Origin of the sequence: Sphingomonas sp., assembly GCF_017745215.1 — a bacterium.
In the GTDB taxonomy this organism is placed as follows: Bacteria; Pseudomonadota; Alphaproteobacteria; order Sphingomonadales; family Sphingomonadaceae; genus Sphingomonas.
On sequence record NZ_JAGHZV010000004.1, the window covers coordinates 120,086 to 136,187 of the forward strand.

The 16,102-nt window shown below is 68.4% G+C and carries 19 protein-coding genes and 1 tRNA gene; 10 read left to right on the plus strand and 10 right to left on the minus strand.

Going from position 1 to position 16,102, the window contains the following annotated elements; translation table 11 throughout:
* Nucleotides 1-34: 34 nt before the first annotated feature.
* The 4 genes from J7495_RS05710 to dapB all read right to left on the minus strand — a co-directional run bounded on the left by J7495_RS05710 (nucleotide 35) and on the right by dapB (nucleotide 1,976).
* A tRNA-Arg gene (locus J7495_RS05710) sits at nucleotides 35-111 on the minus strand.
* A 90-nt stretch (nucleotides 112-201) separates the two neighbouring features.
* A complete protein-coding gene (locus tag J7495_RS05715) occupies nucleotides 202-582 on the minus strand; it encodes a hypothetical protein (RefSeq protein ID WP_294055251.1) in 381 nt (126 codons plus the stop codon).
* A 9-nt stretch (nucleotides 583-591) separates the two neighbouring features.
* Nucleotides 592-1,251, minus strand: coding sequence for an endonuclease III (gene nth, locus J7495_RS05720; protein ID WP_294055253.1), 660 nt, complete (start codon nucleotides 1,249-1,251; stop codon nucleotides 592-594).
* On the minus strand, nucleotides 1,248-1,976 hold the full coding sequence (dapB, locus tag J7495_RS05725) for a 4-hydroxy-tetrahydrodipicolinate reductase (protein ID WP_294055255.1): 729 nt from the start codon (nucleotides 1,974-1,976) through the stop codon (nucleotides 1,248-1,250). Before dapB ends, nth begins: the two co-directional genes overlap by 4 nt.
* A 75-nt stretch (nucleotides 1,977-2,051) precedes the next feature.
* Here dapB and J7495_RS05730 point away from each other — a divergent pair, with 75 nt between their 5' ends.
* Nucleotides 2,052-2,534, plus strand: a complete 483-nt coding sequence (locus tag J7495_RS05730) for a GNAT family N-acetyltransferase (protein WP_294055257.1) — start codon at nucleotides 2,052-2,054, stop codon at nucleotides 2,532-2,534.
* An 18-nt stretch (nucleotides 2,535-2,552) separates the two neighbouring features.
* Nucleotides 2,553-3,251: an NAD-dependent deacylase gene (locus J7495_RS05735; RefSeq protein ID WP_294055259.1), complete on the plus strand. Its 699-nt coding sequence runs from the start codon at nucleotides 2,553-2,555 to the stop codon at nucleotides 3,249-3,251.
* A gap of 84 nt (nucleotides 3,252-3,335) precedes the next feature.
* Here the strand turns inward: J7495_RS05735 and J7495_RS05740 are convergent, their stop codons facing one another.
* Complete coding sequence (locus J7495_RS05740; RefSeq protein ID WP_294055260.1) at nucleotides 3,336-3,620, minus strand: hypothetical protein; 285 nt, start codon at nucleotides 3,618-3,620, stop codon at nucleotides 3,336-3,338.
* Between the two features lie 76 nt (nucleotides 3,621-3,696).
* Between J7495_RS05740 and J7495_RS05745 the strand changes: the two genes are divergently transcribed.
* From J7495_RS05745 to J7495_RS05760, 4 genes are all read left to right on the plus strand, one after another.
* On the plus strand, nucleotides 3,697-3,921 hold the full coding sequence (locus tag J7495_RS05745; protein ID WP_294055262.1) for a DUF1272 domain-containing protein: 225 nt from the start codon (nucleotides 3,697-3,699) through the stop codon (nucleotides 3,919-3,921).
* Between the two features lie 100 nt (nucleotides 3,922-4,021).
* The gene (gene thiD, locus J7495_RS05750; protein WP_294055264.1) at nucleotides 4,022-5,218 is read left to right on the plus strand and encodes a bifunctional hydroxymethylpyrimidine kinase/phosphomethylpyrimidine kinase; all 1,197 of its coding nucleotides are present in this window, start codon (nucleotides 4,022-4,024) and stop codon (nucleotides 5,216-5,218) included.
* A gap of 137 nt (nucleotides 5,219-5,355) precedes the next feature.
* A complete protein-coding gene (locus tag J7495_RS05755; RefSeq protein WP_294055266.1) occupies nucleotides 5,356-5,985 on the plus strand; it encodes a ribonuclease HII in 630 nt (209 codons plus the stop codon).
* 58 nt (nucleotides 5,986-6,043) lie between these two features.
* Complete coding sequence (locus tag J7495_RS05760; RefSeq protein ID WP_294055268.1) at nucleotides 6,044-6,718, plus strand: PEP-CTERM sorting domain-containing protein; 675 nt, start codon at nucleotides 6,044-6,046, stop codon at nucleotides 6,716-6,718.
* A 125-nt stretch (nucleotides 6,719-6,843) separates the two neighbouring features.
* Here the strand turns inward: J7495_RS05760 and J7495_RS05765 are convergent, their stop codons facing one another.
* Nucleotides 6,844-8,244, minus strand: coding sequence for a radical SAM protein (locus J7495_RS05765; protein WP_294055270.1), 1,401 nt, complete (start codon nucleotides 8,242-8,244; stop codon nucleotides 6,844-6,846).
* A 265-nt stretch (nucleotides 8,245-8,509) separates the two neighbouring features.
* Between J7495_RS05765 and J7495_RS05770 the strand changes: the two genes are divergently transcribed.
* The 4 genes from J7495_RS05770 (at nucleotide 8,510) to pdeM (ending at nucleotide 12,322) form a co-directional block, all read left to right on the plus strand.
* Nucleotides 8,510-9,637, plus strand: a complete 1,128-nt coding sequence (locus tag J7495_RS05770; protein WP_294055272.1) for a site-specific DNA-methyltransferase — start codon at nucleotides 8,510-8,512, stop codon at nucleotides 9,635-9,637.
* 92 nt (nucleotides 9,638-9,729) lie between these two features.
* A complete protein-coding gene (locus J7495_RS05775; RefSeq protein ID WP_294055274.1) occupies nucleotides 9,730-11,145 on the plus strand; it encodes a M20/M25/M40 family metallo-hydrolase in 1,416 nt (471 codons plus the stop codon).
* Nucleotides 11,146-11,199: 54 nt separating this feature from the next.
* Entirely contained in the window at nucleotides 11,200-11,628 is a 429-nt protein-coding gene (locus J7495_RS05780; RefSeq protein ID WP_294055276.1) for a hypothetical protein, read from the plus strand.
* 31 nt (nucleotides 11,629-11,659) lie between these two features.
* Complete coding sequence (gene pdeM, locus J7495_RS05785; protein WP_294055277.1) at nucleotides 11,660-12,322, plus strand: ligase-associated DNA damage response endonuclease PdeM; 663 nt, start codon at nucleotides 11,660-11,662, stop codon at nucleotides 12,320-12,322.
* A gap of 78 nt (nucleotides 12,323-12,400) precedes the next feature.
* Here the strand turns inward: pdeM and J7495_RS05790 are convergent, their stop codons facing one another.
* The 4 genes from J7495_RS05790 to J7495_RS05805 form a co-directional block, all read right to left on the minus strand.
* Nucleotides 12,401-13,102: a DUF2807 domain-containing protein gene (locus tag J7495_RS05790; RefSeq protein WP_294055279.1), complete on the minus strand. Its 702-nt coding sequence runs from the start codon at nucleotides 13,100-13,102 to the stop codon at nucleotides 12,401-12,403.
* A gap of 46 nt (nucleotides 13,103-13,148) precedes the next feature.
* Entirely contained in the window at nucleotides 13,149-13,865 is a 717-nt protein-coding gene (locus J7495_RS05795) for a head GIN domain-containing protein (protein ID WP_294055281.1), read from the minus strand.
* Between the two features lie 130 nt (nucleotides 13,866-13,995).
* Entirely contained in the window at nucleotides 13,996-14,868 is an 873-nt protein-coding gene (locus J7495_RS05800) for a PhzF family phenazine biosynthesis protein (RefSeq protein ID WP_294055283.1), read from the minus strand.
* A gap of 188 nt (nucleotides 14,869-15,056) precedes the next feature.
* Nucleotides 15,057-16,034, minus strand: a complete 978-nt coding sequence (locus J7495_RS05805) for a nitrilase-related carbon-nitrogen hydrolase (protein WP_294055285.1) — start codon at nucleotides 16,032-16,034, stop codon at nucleotides 15,057-15,059.
* Nucleotides 16,035-16,102 lie beyond the last annotated feature (68 nt).

Sequence of the window (16,102 nt, forward strand, 5' to 3'; positions counted from 1 at the left end):
GACGACGGGCCCGACCTCGGGGCGCTCGAGAAGCTGGCGCACCCGACAGGATTCGAACCTGTGACCTCTGCCTTCGGAGGGCAGCGCTCTATCCAGCTGAGCTACGGGTGCCTGGGCGACGGCGCGTAGCAAAGCGCGCGCGGGTGCGCCAGTGGGTTCGTGGCTCGCCGGCGCCGCCTCGGCCGCGCCGGCGATCGGAGCCTATTTCGCCGGCTTCACCAGCTTCACCGGCTGGAACTCGCCCAGGCCGCAGGTCGCGCCTTCGATCATGGGCGGGCTGTGGAGCACGGTGATCGTGTCGACCGAGCAATATTCGTCGATCGACGATTTGTGCAGGAACCGCTTCTCGCTGGCGAGGCCCGGGCACCCGCCGGGCAGTTCGTTGCGATAGACCTGGCCCCCGCGCATCTCGAAATCGATCACATTGTCGCTGCGCACATAGGTCTGGCGGATCTGGCGGCCGATGATGCACGAGACCGGCTTGCCGTCGGGCGTGGCCACGGGAACCGCATCCTTCTTCTGCGGGGCAGGCGCGGGCGCGGCGGCGATCAGCAGGGCGGCGGCAGTCAGAATCAGGCGCATAGCTTCCTCCTAGGTGTCGGCCCTGGCTCGCTTCGGCGCCGGTGTCTTGGGCTGGTAGGGGCAGAGATCCGCCACCGGGCAGCGCCAGCACTCGGGAGTCCGAGCCTTGCACACATATCGGCCGTGCAAAATTAACCAGTGATGAGCGTGTACGCGAAACGGCTCGGGCACGGCCTTTTCGAGTCCCTTCTCGACCGCGAGCGGCGTCTTGCCCGGTGCGAGGCGCGTGCGGTTGCAGACGCGGAAGATGTGCGTGTCGACCGCGAAGGTCTCCGCGCCGAAGGCGACGTTCATCACGACATTGGCGGTCTTGCGGCCGACGCCGGGGAGCTTCTCGAGCGCGTCGCGGTCGGCGGGGACTTCGCCGCCATGGTCGGCGATCAGTGCCCGCGAGAGCGCGATGACGTTCTTCGCCTTGGTGTTGAACAGCCCGATCGTCTTGATGTGCTGCTTGAGCGCGTCCTCGCCGAGCGCCACCATCTTCGCCGGCGTGTCCACCTCCTGGAAGAGCCTGCGCGTCGCCTTGTTGACGCCGGCGTCGGTCGCCTGGGCAGAGAGCACGACGGCGACGAGCAACGTGTAGTCGTTGACCGATTCGAGCTCGGTCTCGGGATGCGGATTGTCGGCCGCGAGCCGGGAGAAGAACTCGACGATGTCGGATTTCTTCACACCCCCAGCACCTGGTCCATCGTGTAGCGCCCGGGCTCCTGCCCCGCGAGCCACAGCGCTGCCTGGACGGCGCCGCGCGCGAAGATCGCACGGTCCTGCGCGCGGTGGATCAGCTCGATCCGCTCGCCGGCAGTCGCGAGGATCACGCTATGATCGCCGACCACCGAGCCGCCGCGCAGGCTGCAGATGCCGATCGTGCCGGTCGCGCGCGCGCCGGTGAGGCCCTCGCGCCCGATCACCGCGGCCTCGGCGAGCGTGGTGCCCATGCCCTCGGCCGCCGCTTCGCCGAGCAGGATCGCGGTGCCCGAGGGCGCGTCGATCTTGTCGCGGTGGTGCATCTCGACGATCTCGACGTCCCATTCGGATCCGAGCCGTGCCGCCGCCTCGCGCACCAGCCGCGCGAGCAGCCCGACGCCGAGCGAGGTGTTGCCGGTCTGGAGCACCGCGATGTCGTCGGCGGCGGCGTCGATCAGCGCGTGGTGGCGCGGGGTGAGGCCGGTGGTGCCGATCACGATCGGCGTGCGCGCGGCGACGGCCGCGGCGAGGTGCGCCTCGATCGCGCTCGCGGTCGAGAAGTCGACGAGGACGTCGGCCTTGCGCGCGAGGCCGGCGGGATCGTCGCCCGCATCGGCGCCGCCCGCGAGCCGCGCGCCCAGCGAAGGCGCGACGCCCGCGATCGCCTGGCCCATCTTCCCCTGGCTGCCGTAGATGCCGATGCTCGTCATGGCCGCCGCTCTGGCACAGCGCGCGGGCCGGCGACAGGGGTTTCGTTTCACCCCGGGCTGGCGCATGGCGCGGGCATGGAGATCCGCCCCGCCACGCCTGCCGACGCGCGAGGGATCTGGACGGTGCTCGAGCCGATCATCCGCGAGGGCGAGACCTATGCGCTCGATTCGGCGATGGGGGAGGCGGAGGCGCTGGCCTATTGGGGCGGGCCGGGGCGAAGCGTGTTCGTGGCGGCGGAGGCGGGGCGCATCCTCGGCACCGCCTATGTCCGCGCGAACCAGCCGGGGCCGGGCAGCCATGTCGCCAATGCCGGCTATGCGGTGCATCCGGAGGCGCGCGGGCGTGGGCTGGCGCGTTCGCTCTGCGCGCATTCGCTGGAAGCGGCGCGCGCGATGGGCTTCCGCGCGATGCAGTTCAACTTCGTGGTGAGCAGCAACGCGCCCGCGGTCCATCTCTGGCAGGCGATGGGGTTCGACTTGGTGGGGACCCTCCCCGGCGCCTTCCGGCATCCGCGGCTGGGGTTCGTCGATGCGCTGGTGATGTTCCGGGCGCTCTGACTGCGCTATCGGGGCGGCATGCGCGAAATCCGGAACATCGTCATCCTCACCGGCGCGGGCATCTCGGCCGAGAGCGGCGTCGCCACCTTCCGCGGGCCCGGCGGGCTTTGGGAGGGGCAGCGCGTCGAGGATGTCTGCACGCCCCAGGCGCTCGCGCGCGACCCCGAGCTGGTGCATCGCTTCTACGACGAGCGGCGGGCGAAGCTGGGCGAGGTCGAGCCCAATGCCGCGCACCATGCGCTCGCGCGGCTCGATGCCGAATGGCCGGGCGAGCTGCTGCTGGTCACGCAGAATGTCGACGACCTGCACGACCGCGCGGGCTCGAAGCGGATGGTGCACATCCATGGCGAGCTGCTCTCGGCGCTGTGCGCGGCGTGCGGGGACCGCGTGGTCTGGCGGGGTTCGCTGCCGCCGCGGTCGCGCTGCGAGGCCTGCGGGGCGCCGTATCTGCGGCCCGACATCGTCTTTTTCGGTGAGATGCCCTATCACATGGAGCGGATCGAAGCGGCGCTGTCGCGTGCCGACCTGTTCGTGTCGATCGGCACCTCGGGCGCAGTCTATCCCGCCGCGGGCTTCGTCCAGACCGCGCGCTACCATGGCGCCGAGACGCTTGAGATGAACCTCGATCCGTCCGAGGGCAGCGGCTGGTTCGGCGAGAGCCGCCGAGGGCCGGCGGGTGTGCTGGTGCCGGCGTGGGTGGAGGGGTTGCTGGGGTGACGAAGCACGTGCCCCGGACCTCTCGACCATCATCCCGGCTTTCGCCGGGATGATGGCTGACTAACCCTGACCGGGTCGACTCCCTCAACCCTCCGTCCCCACGAAGCGGAACTCCACCAGATACACGTTCGTCCCCGGCCCGTGCCTCGCGGTCTCGAGCAGGTCGCCGATTCCGTCGAACCCCGAACGGCGCGCCAGCTCCTCGGTGACGTCCTCCATCACGATCTCGCGGATCGCCTCGACGACGATGTGCCCACCCTCGACCGCATAGACGCCGCCCGTCTTGACCTTGGGCCGCTGCCAGATCCGCACCGAGCAGGTGATCCGCCCGGACCTCACCCCTTCCCGCAGCCGTTTCGCGAACATCATCGCCGCACTCTCCCGCTCGTCGCGCGCGAACCCTAGCGCTTTCCTCGCAGTCGCGATGCGCCTAAGGATCGCCGCGATGCTCGAGATGCGCCCCGATTGCGAACGCTGCGGCACCGACCTGCCCGCCGACGAGGGCAGCGCGTTCATCTGCTCGTTCGAATGCACCTTCTGCGCCGAATGCGCCGAGGCGCTCGACGATGCCTGCCCCAATTGCGGCGGCGAGCTGCTCGATCGGCCGACGCGCGTGGGCAAGGCGCTCAGGAACAACCCCGCCTCCACCGCGAGGAAGTTCCAAGGCTGATCATTTGCCCCCTGTCGCTGGGGGGCCGATCTGTGCGAGAGGCAAGCGCCATGCACGTCATGCATGAGTCGGTTCGTCCAGTGTCGCTTCGGGGGCGCGCATGATCCCGCGCGTCCTGATCGTCGCCGGCTCGGACTCGGGCGGCGGCGCGGGAATCCAGGCGGACATCAAGACCGTCTCGATGCTCGGCGGCCATGCGATGACCGCGATCACTGCCGTCACTGCGCAGAACACCCAGGGCGTCGACGCGGTTCACCCGATCCCGACCGACGTCGTCGCCGCGCAGATCGACGCCGTGGTGCGCGACCTGGGCGTCGACGCGATCAAGGTCGGCATGATCGGCTCGGCGCGGACCGCGCTGATGCTGGCGGAGAAGCTCGAGGAATTGCCCGGCGTGCCCGTCGTGTTCGATCCGGTGATGGTTGCCACATCGGGCGCCAGCCTCGCCGACGACGCCACCATCGCCGCCTTCGAGCGGCTGATGCGCTTGAGCACCGTCTGCACGCCCAACCTCCCCGAGTTGAAGGCGCTCTCGGGCATGTCCTCGGTCGACAAGGCGCGGCAACGCGAGAGCGCGCGCAGCCTCGTCGCGCGGCGCGGCTGCGCGGTGCTGGTCAAGGGCGGCCACGCCAAGGGCCGCCAAGTCACCGACCGGCTCTTTTGTCCTGACGGCAGCGGCGAGCCGCCCGAAGTGGAATGGACCAACGCGCGGATCGACGGCGAGTCGACCCACGGCACCGGCTGCACGCTGTCGAGCGCGATCGCGGTCGAGCTCGCCAAGGACTGGAGCCTGGTCGAGGCCGTGACGCGCGCGCGGCGCTTCGTGCGGATGGCGATGCGCGACGCGCCGGGGCTGGGGCAGGGCCATGGCCCGATGGCGCAGCAGGGCGTGCGGCTCGACCTCAACCTCACCCGCTTCGAGCCGATGCTCAACCAGGTCACCGTCCCCGCCGAGGACCTCGCGGCGAGCGAGCATTTCTACCGGCTGCTCGGGCTCAAGCAGATCGTCCGCTCCAAGCCGCGCTACGCCCGCTTCGAGACCGAGGGCGGCGCGACCTTCTCGATCGAGGCGGCGGACGAGATCGCGGGCAAGCCGGTGGTCTATTTCGAATGCGGCGATCTCGATCTGAAGGTGGATTTCCTGCGCAGCCAGGGCTTCGCGTTCGACCAGGAACCACGCGACGAGACCTGGGGGTGGCGCGAGGCGCGGCTGCGCGACCCCGCAGGCAACGTCGTCTGCCTCTACCAGGCCGGCGAGATGCGCCGCTTCCCGCCGTGGCGCCTCAGCGATGCCTGACGCTTTTCTTCTTCCGGTCAGCGTTCTTCCTTCCGTCATCCCGGCGAAAGCCGGGACCCAGGGCCACGAGCGATGCAGCCTGCTGCCCTGGGTCCCGACTTTCGCCGGGATGACGGTTGTGGAGGTGCGTCTCAGCGATGCCTGACCTCAAGCACGAGCGCCGCTACATGCGGCTCCACAAGGGCCCGATCGCCGGCGTCGACGAGGCCGGCCGGGGCCCGCTCGCCGGGCCGGTGGTCGCCGCCGCGGTGGTGCTCGACCCCAGGTGCATCCCCGAGGGGATCGACGATTCCAAGGCGCTGACCGCGCCGCGCCGCGAGAAGCTCTGCGCGCAATTGCTCGAGTGCGCGAAGGTCGGCATCGGCCTCGCGAGCGTCGAGGAGATCGACACGCTCAACATCCTCTGGGCGACGATGCTGGCGATGACCCGCGCGGTCGAGGCGCTTGGCTTCGCGCCGGCGATGGTGCTCGTCGACGGCAACCGCTGCCCCGACTGGGACCATCGCAGCGCCGCGATCGTCGGCGGCGACGCGCTCAGCCTGTCGATCGCGGCGGCGTCGATCGTCGCCAAGCACCACCGCGACTGCCTGATGATCGAGCTCGACGCGCTCCATCCCGGCTATGGCTGGGCCTCGAACAAGGGCTATGCCGCCAGGGTCCACCAGGAAGCGCTGCGCACGCTGGGCCCCACGCCGCACCACCGGCGGAGCTTCGCGCCGGTGGCGCAGAGTGAGTTGAGGCTCTCCGCGTCGATTTTAACGGAATAGACTTCCCCGAATTTTCGCCCAAAGATCGCATTATCGATCGGATAGTCTGGAGGGGGCGATGCTTCGAGCGGCGTTACTTATCATATTCGCCTGCATTAGCGCCACGAGTGCGGGCGCGACCACGCGCATTTCCATCACAAGAACAGCAGCGTGTACCGAGAGTCTGGGCTTCTGGGGCCTGAATGAATTGTTTACTGGTAGGCCGTTTGAGATTTGGTTTGATATTCCGTCGCACGTGGAAGCAGATAAATCCTATTTTGGTGGTGTCGCAAAGATAAAAATCAAAGATGTATATCTAATATATTTACCGACCAATGGATTTATCAATACAGAAATCGATACAGGATTATTCGTATATATCCCATTGCGCGATGTTACGGTTGATACGTTGGACGTTGTTTATGATGTAGAACTAGGCGGTGTGGCGAGCATTTATTCTAACGTGATCGAGGGCGATGATGATGTCTACGGAATTCACCCCATCCTACCCCCTTCGGGTGCGGCCGTTTCTTTTCGGCGCCTAACCTCTCAGCCGCATCCCTTGCATGCCGGTACCACGGGCTTGTATTTCTCACCCACTCAGTTGAGCATTTCCTCCGTCCCCGAGGCGTACACGTGGGCAATGATGCTGCTCGGGATGGCGTTTATCGGTGCCACGCTGCGTAAACGAGTTCAGCACGCCACCTCGACTTCGCGGCGGAATAGGGCGCGGGCCGAGGCGCTTGCAATGTAGGAATTCGGCTGCTTGGCTGGCGCGGCTGGACCCGTCCGGCCGCTCTTTGAACCAGGTGAAGTCCGGATGGCCGAATCCCGGCGACGGGTCGTGACTCTTGTGACTCTTCGGCCGGTCGACTCGCCTCACCGCTCCGCGCGGATGAACTCGTCGAGGTCGCTCGGCCACACCAGAGGATCGCGCAGGCGCGGGTCGAGAGTGGCCTCGACGAAGGCGTCGTATTCGGGATGGCCCGGTACGAACACCGCCTTGTCCTGATACTCCGCCTCGCTGAACGTCCCCCAGTTGGTCACGCGGCCGAAATAGACGCTCGAACAGCCCATCTCGCGCGCGAGATCGACCACGTCGCCCATCTCGCGGTAATTCTCCTTCTGCACCGTGAAGGTGAGCATGTAATCCTCGATCAGCCCCTCGGCCTTGAGCGTGCCCGCGAAGGTCATGTTCTCGAGCATCGTCTCCCAGCGCGCGCCGCGGCGGAGCAGCTCGTGGGTCGGTCCGGTCGCCGCGTCGACGCTGATCCGCAGCGACTGGACGCGATTGTGGAGCGAAGGGAACGCCGCCCATTGGCGCGGGGTGAACAGCATCCCGTTGGTCATCACGATGAACTTGAGCTCGGGATAATCCTCGAGCGTGAGCTGCTCCATCAGCCGGCGGAAGTTCTTGCTCGCGAACGGATCGCCCGAGCCGGTGATGTAGACCGTCTTCGCATTCTTGAGCAGCGGCAGGATCATGTGCTCCTGCAGCGCCTCGTAGCGGTCGCGCGTCGCGTCGTCGGCGGCGTAGCGCTCGGTGCGGCAGCTCGGGCACGAGAGGTTGCAGGTGCGGTCGTAGGAAAGGTTGATCGTCTCGGGCCCGCGCGGCATGCGCGTCTCGCGCGCCTTGATGATCTCGCCCCATTTGGAATCGGCCTCCAGCTCGGCGATCGGCTGGAGCTTGTTGCCCTGGATATAGGGGCAGGTGCGCTTGTTGCAGTAGCGGTAGGAGCCGTCGAGCATGCTCGCGCGGATCGCCTGCGCGGTCTCGCCGTTCCACATCGTCTCCCAATCGGCGACGTGCGGGTTACCGAGCGAGGCGGGCAGCCAGCTCGCGCAGCATTGGTGCGTGCTGCCGTCGAGCACGTCGAGCTGGCTGAACGGCGTGAGGCAGACCTTGCCCTGCAGCTGGTACTTCGGATTCCCGGGGTCGAGCTTGGCCTCGAGGTGGAACAGCGCGCCCTGGACGAGCAGCGACTGACTGAACTGGGCAGCGAGCGGCGAGAGGATCTCGAGCACTTCCGCAGTCTCGCCGTCGGCCGAGGCGCACATGCCGAGCAGCAGGCGCAGGCAGGTCTTGGTGAGATAGTTGGGCTCGTACGCCAGGCGCTGCTGGAGCGCGGGCACCAGCGCGGGATCGCGCGCGAGGCCGGGGATGACCTCCCACAGCTCGGGATGGTCGAGCCCGTCGGACATCACGCTCAGCATCAAATTGACGACGTCGTCGGCGGTCGGCGCGGCGGCGGCCTCGGGCGCGGCGGCTTCGTGCATCATCGGGTTGCGGATCCTCGGGAAATGGTCTCAGCCCATTATAGGACGCCGGAAGCGCCCGGCGGGGCTCGCGATCCGGACCGGCTGAGTCTTTCGTGCCACACCCCAGCGCTTGTGCCTGTGGATAACTTCACGACTCCAGATGTGGATAAGTCTCGAAATGTTCTGAGTCCTAACCATTTGGGAAGGATTTTCGTTAACCAATCTCCGCTTGACGGCGGAGTCCGACGGCGACGAAAACGCGCCTCCAACCGGGGGATTTTCTGCGATGGGTGTGCTTGAGAAGGTGAACGGCCGGGCCAGGGTCGCGGCAATTGCCGAGGGCGCGCTGCCGCTCGACACCATCCTGATGTCCGATTGCATCGAAGCGATGCGCTCGCTGCCGTCCAAGTCGATCGACGTGATCTTCGCCGATCCGCCCTACAACCTCCAGCTCGGCGGCGACCTCAGCCGGCCTGACGGCAGTCATGTGGACGCAGTCACCGACGCCTGGGACAAGTTCGACAGCTTTGCCGCCTACGATGCCTTCACCCGCGCCTGGCTGGCCGAGGCGCGCCGCGTGCTCAAGGATTCGGGCTCGATCTGGGTGATCGGCAGCTATCACAATATCTTCCGCGTCGGCGCGGCGATCCAGGACCTCGGCTTCTGGATCCTCAACGACATCGTCTGGCGCAAGTCGAACCCGATGCCCAATTTCAAGGGCACGCGCTTCACCAACGCGCATGAGACGATGATCTGGGCGTCGACCAGCGAGAAGGCGCGCTACACCTTCAACTATCGCACGATGAAGACCTTGAACGACGAGCTGCAGATGCGCTCGGACTGGGAATTCCCGATCTGCGGCGGGCAGGAGCGGCTGAAGGACAATGGCGTCAAGGTCCACCCGACCCAGAAGCCCGAGGCGCTGCTCTACCGCGTGCTGCTCGCGACGACGCAGCCGGGCGACGTGATCCTCGACCCCTTCTTCGGCACGGGCACCACCGGCGCGGTCGCCAAGCGGCTGGGGCGGCGCTGGATCGGCATCGAGCGCGAGCCGGGCTATTGCGCCGCCGCGACCGACCGGATCGCCGCGGCGCTGCCGCTCGACGAATCGGCGCTGAAGACGATGCAGGCGGGCAAGGCCGCGCCGCGGGTGGCGTTCGGCGCGCTGGTCGAATGCGGGCTGCTCGAGCCGGGCCAGGTGCTGAGCGACACGCGCCGCCGCTGGCGCGCGACCGTCCAGGCCGACGGATCGCTGCGCGCCGAGGGTTGCGAAGGCTCGATCCACAAGGTCGGCGCGACGCTCCAGCAGGCGCCGTCGTGCAACGGCTGGACCTTCTGGCATTACGAAGCCGCCGACGGGCTCAAGCCGATCGACGCGCTGCGGCAGCTGTATCTGCTCGCGCAACAGCCCTGATTTTTCCAACGCCTCGTCATCCCGCCGAAAGCCGGGAGGACGAAGAAGGCGTGGCGCTTGCGAGGGTCCGGCCCCAGGCCTAAGTCCTTCCGATGACCGACTCCGCCCCCGCTCTCGCCTGGATCGAGGATCACCTCGACGACACCGTCGACCGCCTGTTCGCGCTGATGCGCGTGCCTTCGGTATCGACCGACCCGGCCTATGCCGCCGAATGCGTGCGCGCCGCGCAGCTGCTGTCCGATGAGCTGGTCGGCCTCGGCTTCACCGCCCGCGTCGCGCCGACGCCCGGCCATCCGATGGTCGTCGCGCACCATGACGGTCCCAGGGACGCGAAGGGCCCGCACATCCTCTTCTACGGCCATTACGACGTCCAGCCGGTCGATCCGCTCAACCTGTGGCGGCGCGATCCCTTCGATCCCGCGATCGAGACGCGCGCCGACGGCGCCAGGCAGATCACCGGCCGCGGCTCGTCCGACGACAAGGGCCAGCTGCGCACCTTCATCGAAGCGTGCCGCGCCTGGAAGGAGACGAGCGGCCAGCTTCCCTGCCGCGTCACCATGCTGCTCGAGGGCGAGGAGGAGTCGGGCTCGCAGAGCCTCGATCCGTTCCTCCACGACAATGCCGAGGAGCTGAAGGCCGACTTCGCGATGATCTGCGACACGCTGATGTGGGATACCGAGACGCCCGGCCTCACCATCGGCCTGCGCGGCAATGTCGCGGGCGAAGTGACCATCCATGCGGCGTCGCGCGACTTGCATTCGGGACTCTACGGCGGCCCGGCGCGCAACCCGATCCAGCTGCTCGCGACGATCCTCGGCGAGATGAAGGACGCCGACGGCCGCGTGACGCTCGCCGGCTTCTACGACGGCGTGCCCGAAGTGACCGCCGATGTCCGCAAGTCGTGGGATGCGCTCGGTTTCGACGACAAGGCGTTCCTCGGCGACGTGGGGCTCAGCGTGCCCGCGGGCGAGCAGGGCTATGACGTGCTCGAGCAGAGCTGGTCGCGGCCCACCGCCGAAGTCAACGGCATCTGGGGCGGCTATACCGGCGAGGGGTTCAAGACCGTGATCCCCGCCGAGGCGCACGCCAAGATCAGCTTCCGCCTCGTCGGCACGCAGGATCCGGACAAGGTCTGGGCGGCGTTCGAGGACCATGTCCGCACCCGCCTGCCCTCCGACTGCACCGCCGAGTTCAGCCTGCGCGGCCCCGGCAGCCCGGCGATCAGCCTGGCGAGCGACAGCCCCGAAGTCGCCGCAGCGCGCGCCGCGCTCGACGCCGAATGGGGCAAGTCGGCGCTGCTCGGCTGCGGCGGGTCGATCCCGGTGGTCAATTCGATTTCGCGCATCCTGGGGATGGACAGCGTGATGGTCGGCTTCGCGCTGCCCGACGACAACATCCACTCGCCCAACGAGAAATACGATCTCAAGAGCTTCCACAAGGGGATGCGCTCCTGGGTGCGGATCCTCGCCGAAGTGGGCGCGATGGCGAAGGCGCCGGTTGCGGCGTGAGGCCTGTTGCGGTGCAGGGATTGCGGCTATCCTCCTCCGGCGAGGGAGGGCTGCATGGCTGGACGCTGGATTGTCGGAATCCTGATCTTGGCGCTCGCCGGATGCGGCGGCGCGCCCGAAGGCAATAGCGCGATCCCGAAGGTCGAGACACCGACGCCCAGCCCGATCCCGCCGCTCGATGCGCCGCTCTCGACCTGGCTGGTCGACCATTGGGCCTATGGCGACGATTGCGCGAGCGACTTCGGCGTCACTTATGGCGCCGACGGCAAGGTGGAAGCCAACGGCGACTTCGGCAGCTGGCAGGCTGCGGGCAACGAGGTGACCGAAACGATCACCCAGCGGATGAGCCAGGAGGGCGAGGAAGGCGAGGACAGCGAGACGCTCGATCCGCCCGACGTCATCCGCTACACCGTCGAGCGCGTCGACGGCGAGCATGCGCTGCTCCGTCGCGGCGACAAGAGTCAGCCGATAAGACGCTGTTGACCTGGAGCCTTCCCCCGCGCGATAGCGGGGCATGGTTCCCCTTTCGTTCGCCGGCCACGATTTTCGCGCGCTCGCACAGGGCGCGCTCTACTGGCCGGCGCGGCGCGCGCTGCTCGTCGCCGATCTCCACTTCGAGAAGGCGAGCTGGTTCGCCGGGCACGGCCAGATGCTACCGCCCTATGATTCGCTGGCGACGCTGCACGCGGTCGAAGCGCTGATCGCACGGACGGGCGCGGGCGAGCTCTGGTGCCTGGGCGACAGCTTCCACGATTCGCTGGGCTGCGAGCGGCTGCCCGAGGATGCGCGCGCTCTGCTCGAGCGACTGACGGCGCGCGTCGACTGGCATTGGATCACCGGCAACCATGACGAGGCGCTCGCCGATCCCTTCGGCGGGCGGATCGCCGAGGAGGCCGAGGTCGACGGGGTGATGCTGCGCCACGAAGCGGATCCCGCCGATGCGCGGCCCGAGCTATCGGGGCATTTCCACCCCAAGCTGCGCGTGAGCGTACGCGGGCGGCTGGTGTCGCGACGCTGCTTCGTCGCGACCGCGACCAAGCTGATCCTGCCGGCGTTCGGCGCGCTCACCGGTGGGCTCGACGCGCGCCACCGCGAGATCGTGCGGGCGGTGGGGCCGCGGGCGGAAGCGCTGGTGGCGCTGGAGGACCGGCTGCTCAGGTTCCCGCTGGCGGCGTAGAAGCAAACCCGATCAGGTTTGATCAGCCGTCATCCCGGCTTCCGCCGGGATGACGATTCAGGGTGATCGAGTTCGAGTCTACCGCCGCTCCACGTTCGAATTGTCGCCGCAGCTGATCGGGCCCGTGCCCGAGAGGAAGCATTTGGGCTGGCCTTCGACGCGCACCGAACCCGTCGCCATCGCGGTCACCCGCGCGGTGAAGCGTGCGGCGTAGTGCCCGCCGCCAGTACTGTTCGAGCGCACCACCAGGTCGCCAGCGATGAGACCCGAAGCGTCGATGCTGCCGAAGCCGAGCGAATTGAAGTTCGCCTGCCCCGCCTTGCCGCTGACCAGGATCGAGCCGCCGCCGGTGAGCGAGCCCGAGAAGCTCTCGGCGTCGACATTGGCGATGCTGAGCGAGCCCGCGCCGTTCACCGTCGCCTCGACGCGCTGGCCCTTGAGCTCGGCAACATCGACCTTGCCGCCGCCGGTGATCAGCACCGATCGCAGCGATGGCGCGACGACCGTCACCTTGGGCAGCGTGATCGCGTCGCGCGCGCGGACTTCCCAGCCGAGCGTGCCCGCGCTCACCACCAGCGTGGTGCCGTCGGTGCGCACCTGGACGCGGTCGAGCGCGTCGCGCGTCCCTTCGGCGTGCGCGTCGGGCGAGCTGCCGGGGACCACCGCCACTTCGAACGGCCCGTCGACGCGCAGCCGATCGAAGCCGCTGACGATGAAGCTGCGCTGGTCGCCCGCGGGCGCCGCGGCGAGGAGCAGGATCAGCGGCAGGAGGCGGCGCATGGTGCGGGTTTCGCACGCCTGCGCCGCCGATGCAAAAAACCCCGGCTCAGCGCCCGCAGTGCGCCTCGCCCGAGCCCATCGCGCTCACCTTGCAATGCGCGCTCGCACCCAGGTCGACGTCGCCCGAGCCGACGATCGAGACGTCGGCCTCGCCCTCGACATTGCCGTTGACGTTGCCCGAGCCCGCGACCGAAACGTTGGCGCTCGAGGTCTTGAGCCCGCGCGCGTCGATGTCGCCCGAGCCGGCGGTGTCGGCATGGAGGCTCTGCGCCGTGCCCGAGACCTTGATGTTGCCCGAGCCGGCGACCGACAGATCGACCTTGCCGCCCGCGAGGCCCGCGACCTCGAGATTGCCCGAACCCGCGAGGTCGCCGGAGAAGTCGCCCTCGGCTCGATCGGCGGTGAGGTTGCCCGAGCCGGCGACGCTCGCCGAGGTGAGCTTGGGCATCGTCACGGTGATGCGCGCGTTGCCGCCGCTCCAGCTCCAGCTTTCCTTGCGGCCGATGCGCAGCGTGTCGCCGTCGACGCGGATGTCGAGCTTGTCGAGCAGCTTCGAATCGCCCTGCGCGGTCACCGAAAAGGCCTGGCCGGCCTTGACGATCACGTCGTCCGAACCGCGCACGTCGACGCCGGTGAAGCCGGTCGCGGCGTAGCTGCGCGTCGCGCCCGTGCCGCTGGGCGCGACTTCGGTGCCCTTGTGCTCCCAACTCGCATGGCACGCGCCGAGCGGCAGGGCGGCGGCGCAGATCAGCAGAAGGCGCATTCTCGGGTCTCCCTGTTCATGTGTATTGGATGAGCAATACACCCCTTGGCAGCGAATGAAAAGAGGCCCGGTGGAAGGGGGTTTTCTCACAGTCGTCATCCCCGCGAAAGTCGGGATGACGATTTGAAGGTTAAAGAAACTCCCCCGTCATCATCGCGACGCACGAGCCGCCGACGCGGCCGAGGATGCCTTCGGGCGTGCGCAGCGCTTCGATGTCGAGCAGGCTGAGCCGGCCCATCGTCTCGCCCTGGCGGACCGCGAAGCGCGCTTCGTCGCCGCCGAGGATCGAGAGCAGCAGCGCGGCGAGCGCGGCATTGGCGCTGCCCGTCGCCGGGTCCTCGACCACGCCGACCAGCGGCGCGAACATCCGCGCGTCGATCCGGTCGCCGTCGCGGGCGTAGAGGAACAGCTCGAAGCGCGGGCCATAGGCCCGGGTCGCGGCGCGGAAGCCGCTGAGCTCGGGGAGCGCGCGGGGCAGCGCCTCGGGCGTCACTTCGGCGAAGACGAAGCTCGCGCCGACGCTCGCGGCGATCGGCGGGTGCGTCGCGGTGACGACGTCCTCGGGCGCGAGGCCCGCACAGGCCGCGATCGTCGCAACGTCGACCGTCCGGCCGGTCGAGAGCGGCTGCGGCGCGGTGAGCATGCCGCCGGTCACTTCGCCGTCCGCGCCATGGGCCATCACCACGCGCACCACGCCCGCGGGGACCTCGAGGCGGATCTCGCCGCCCTTCGCCTTGCCATGGCGCGCGAGCACCCAGGCGGTGCCGATGCTCGGATGGCCGGCGAAGGGCATTTCGTGCGCGGGGGTGAAGATCCGCACCTTCGCCGTGTTCGCCGGGTCCTCGGGGGCGAAGACGAAGGTGATCTCGCTCAGGTTGAACTCGTTGCCGAGCGCCTGCATCTCGGCCTCGCCGATCCCCGCCGCGTCGGTGAACACCGCGAGCGGGTTGCCGCCGAAGCGGCGGTCGGTGAACACGTCGAGCGTCTCGAAACGATAGGGCATTTGGCTTCTCCCCAGCTGCGAAGCCGCGCGATAGCGGGAGCCGCCGGGTCAGGCCAAGCAACAAAACGATCGACCACCCCGACGAAGAAGGGGAGCGGAGATACACCGGCGAAGGCCGAGACCCGGGAGGATGGGTGCTGTCCGTCCCCGTCCCGGGTCTCGACCTTCGCCGGTGGCCCGAAGCGCCTTCAGGCCGCTTCGGAAGCTTCGTCGTCGCTGTCGACGATGCCCGTGCGCGGGCGCCGGTCGATGCGCAGCTCGAACACGTCGGGGCGGGCATGCTGGCCGTCGATGTCGAGCGTCGCCAGGCCGTGCTCGATCTCGCCGAGATCGAGGCAGGCGGTGAGGATCTCGGGGCCTTCGCCGGCCTGGGCGATCACCACCCCGTCGGGCGCGACGATCGCGCTGCCTCCGTGCTGGAGCCTGCCCTCGGGCAACTGGTCGAGCAATGCGCGGCCGGGTCCGTCGCCGCCGGCGCGGGCATAGCCGTGGAGATAGTCGTCGTGGTGCTGCACCGTGCCCGCGGCGAGCACGAAGGCGCGGCCCTCATAGGCATAGTGGCACGAGGCGAGCAGGCTGATGTCGCGCACCGTCGGCCAGGCGGCGACGTGCACGGCCTCGCCGCTGTGGTGCATCGCCGCGCGGGCGAGCGGCATCCAATGCTCGTTCGAGGCGAGCTGGCCGACCTTGCCCCAGGGCGCCTCGTGCACGCCGAGCGTCGATCCGTCACCGGTGCCGATCAGCATCCGCTCGTTCGAGGCGGGCATCAGCTTGCGGTGGACGAGCACCGGTGCCTTGGGGCGGAACAGGAACTGGGTGTTGAACAGGCTGCGGCGCACGCGCGAATAGCCGCCGATCGAGACCGCGACATCGGCGATGTCGACCACCCATTGCAGCGGCTGGAAGCGCGGATCATTGCCGCGGACCGCCTGGTCGAGCAGCAGCGCGTGGAGCTCGCGCGTGCCGGGATGCTCCCACAGCGAGGCGGCGGGATGATGCTCGAGCCAGGCGGGCTGGCCGCCGAGGAAGCTCTCGCCGAACGCGATCACCTTCGCGCCGGTCTCGATCGCCTGCTTGGCGAGCTGCACCGCGCGATCCAGGCCTTCGCCGATCGCCAGCGGCAGCGGCGCATCCTGCACGATCGCCGCCTTGATCTTCTTGCTCATCCGTCGTGTCCGGGCCGATTCCGTTGAACCAAGCCCGCTTCATCTCACGCCGATCTTACCCAGCCGTG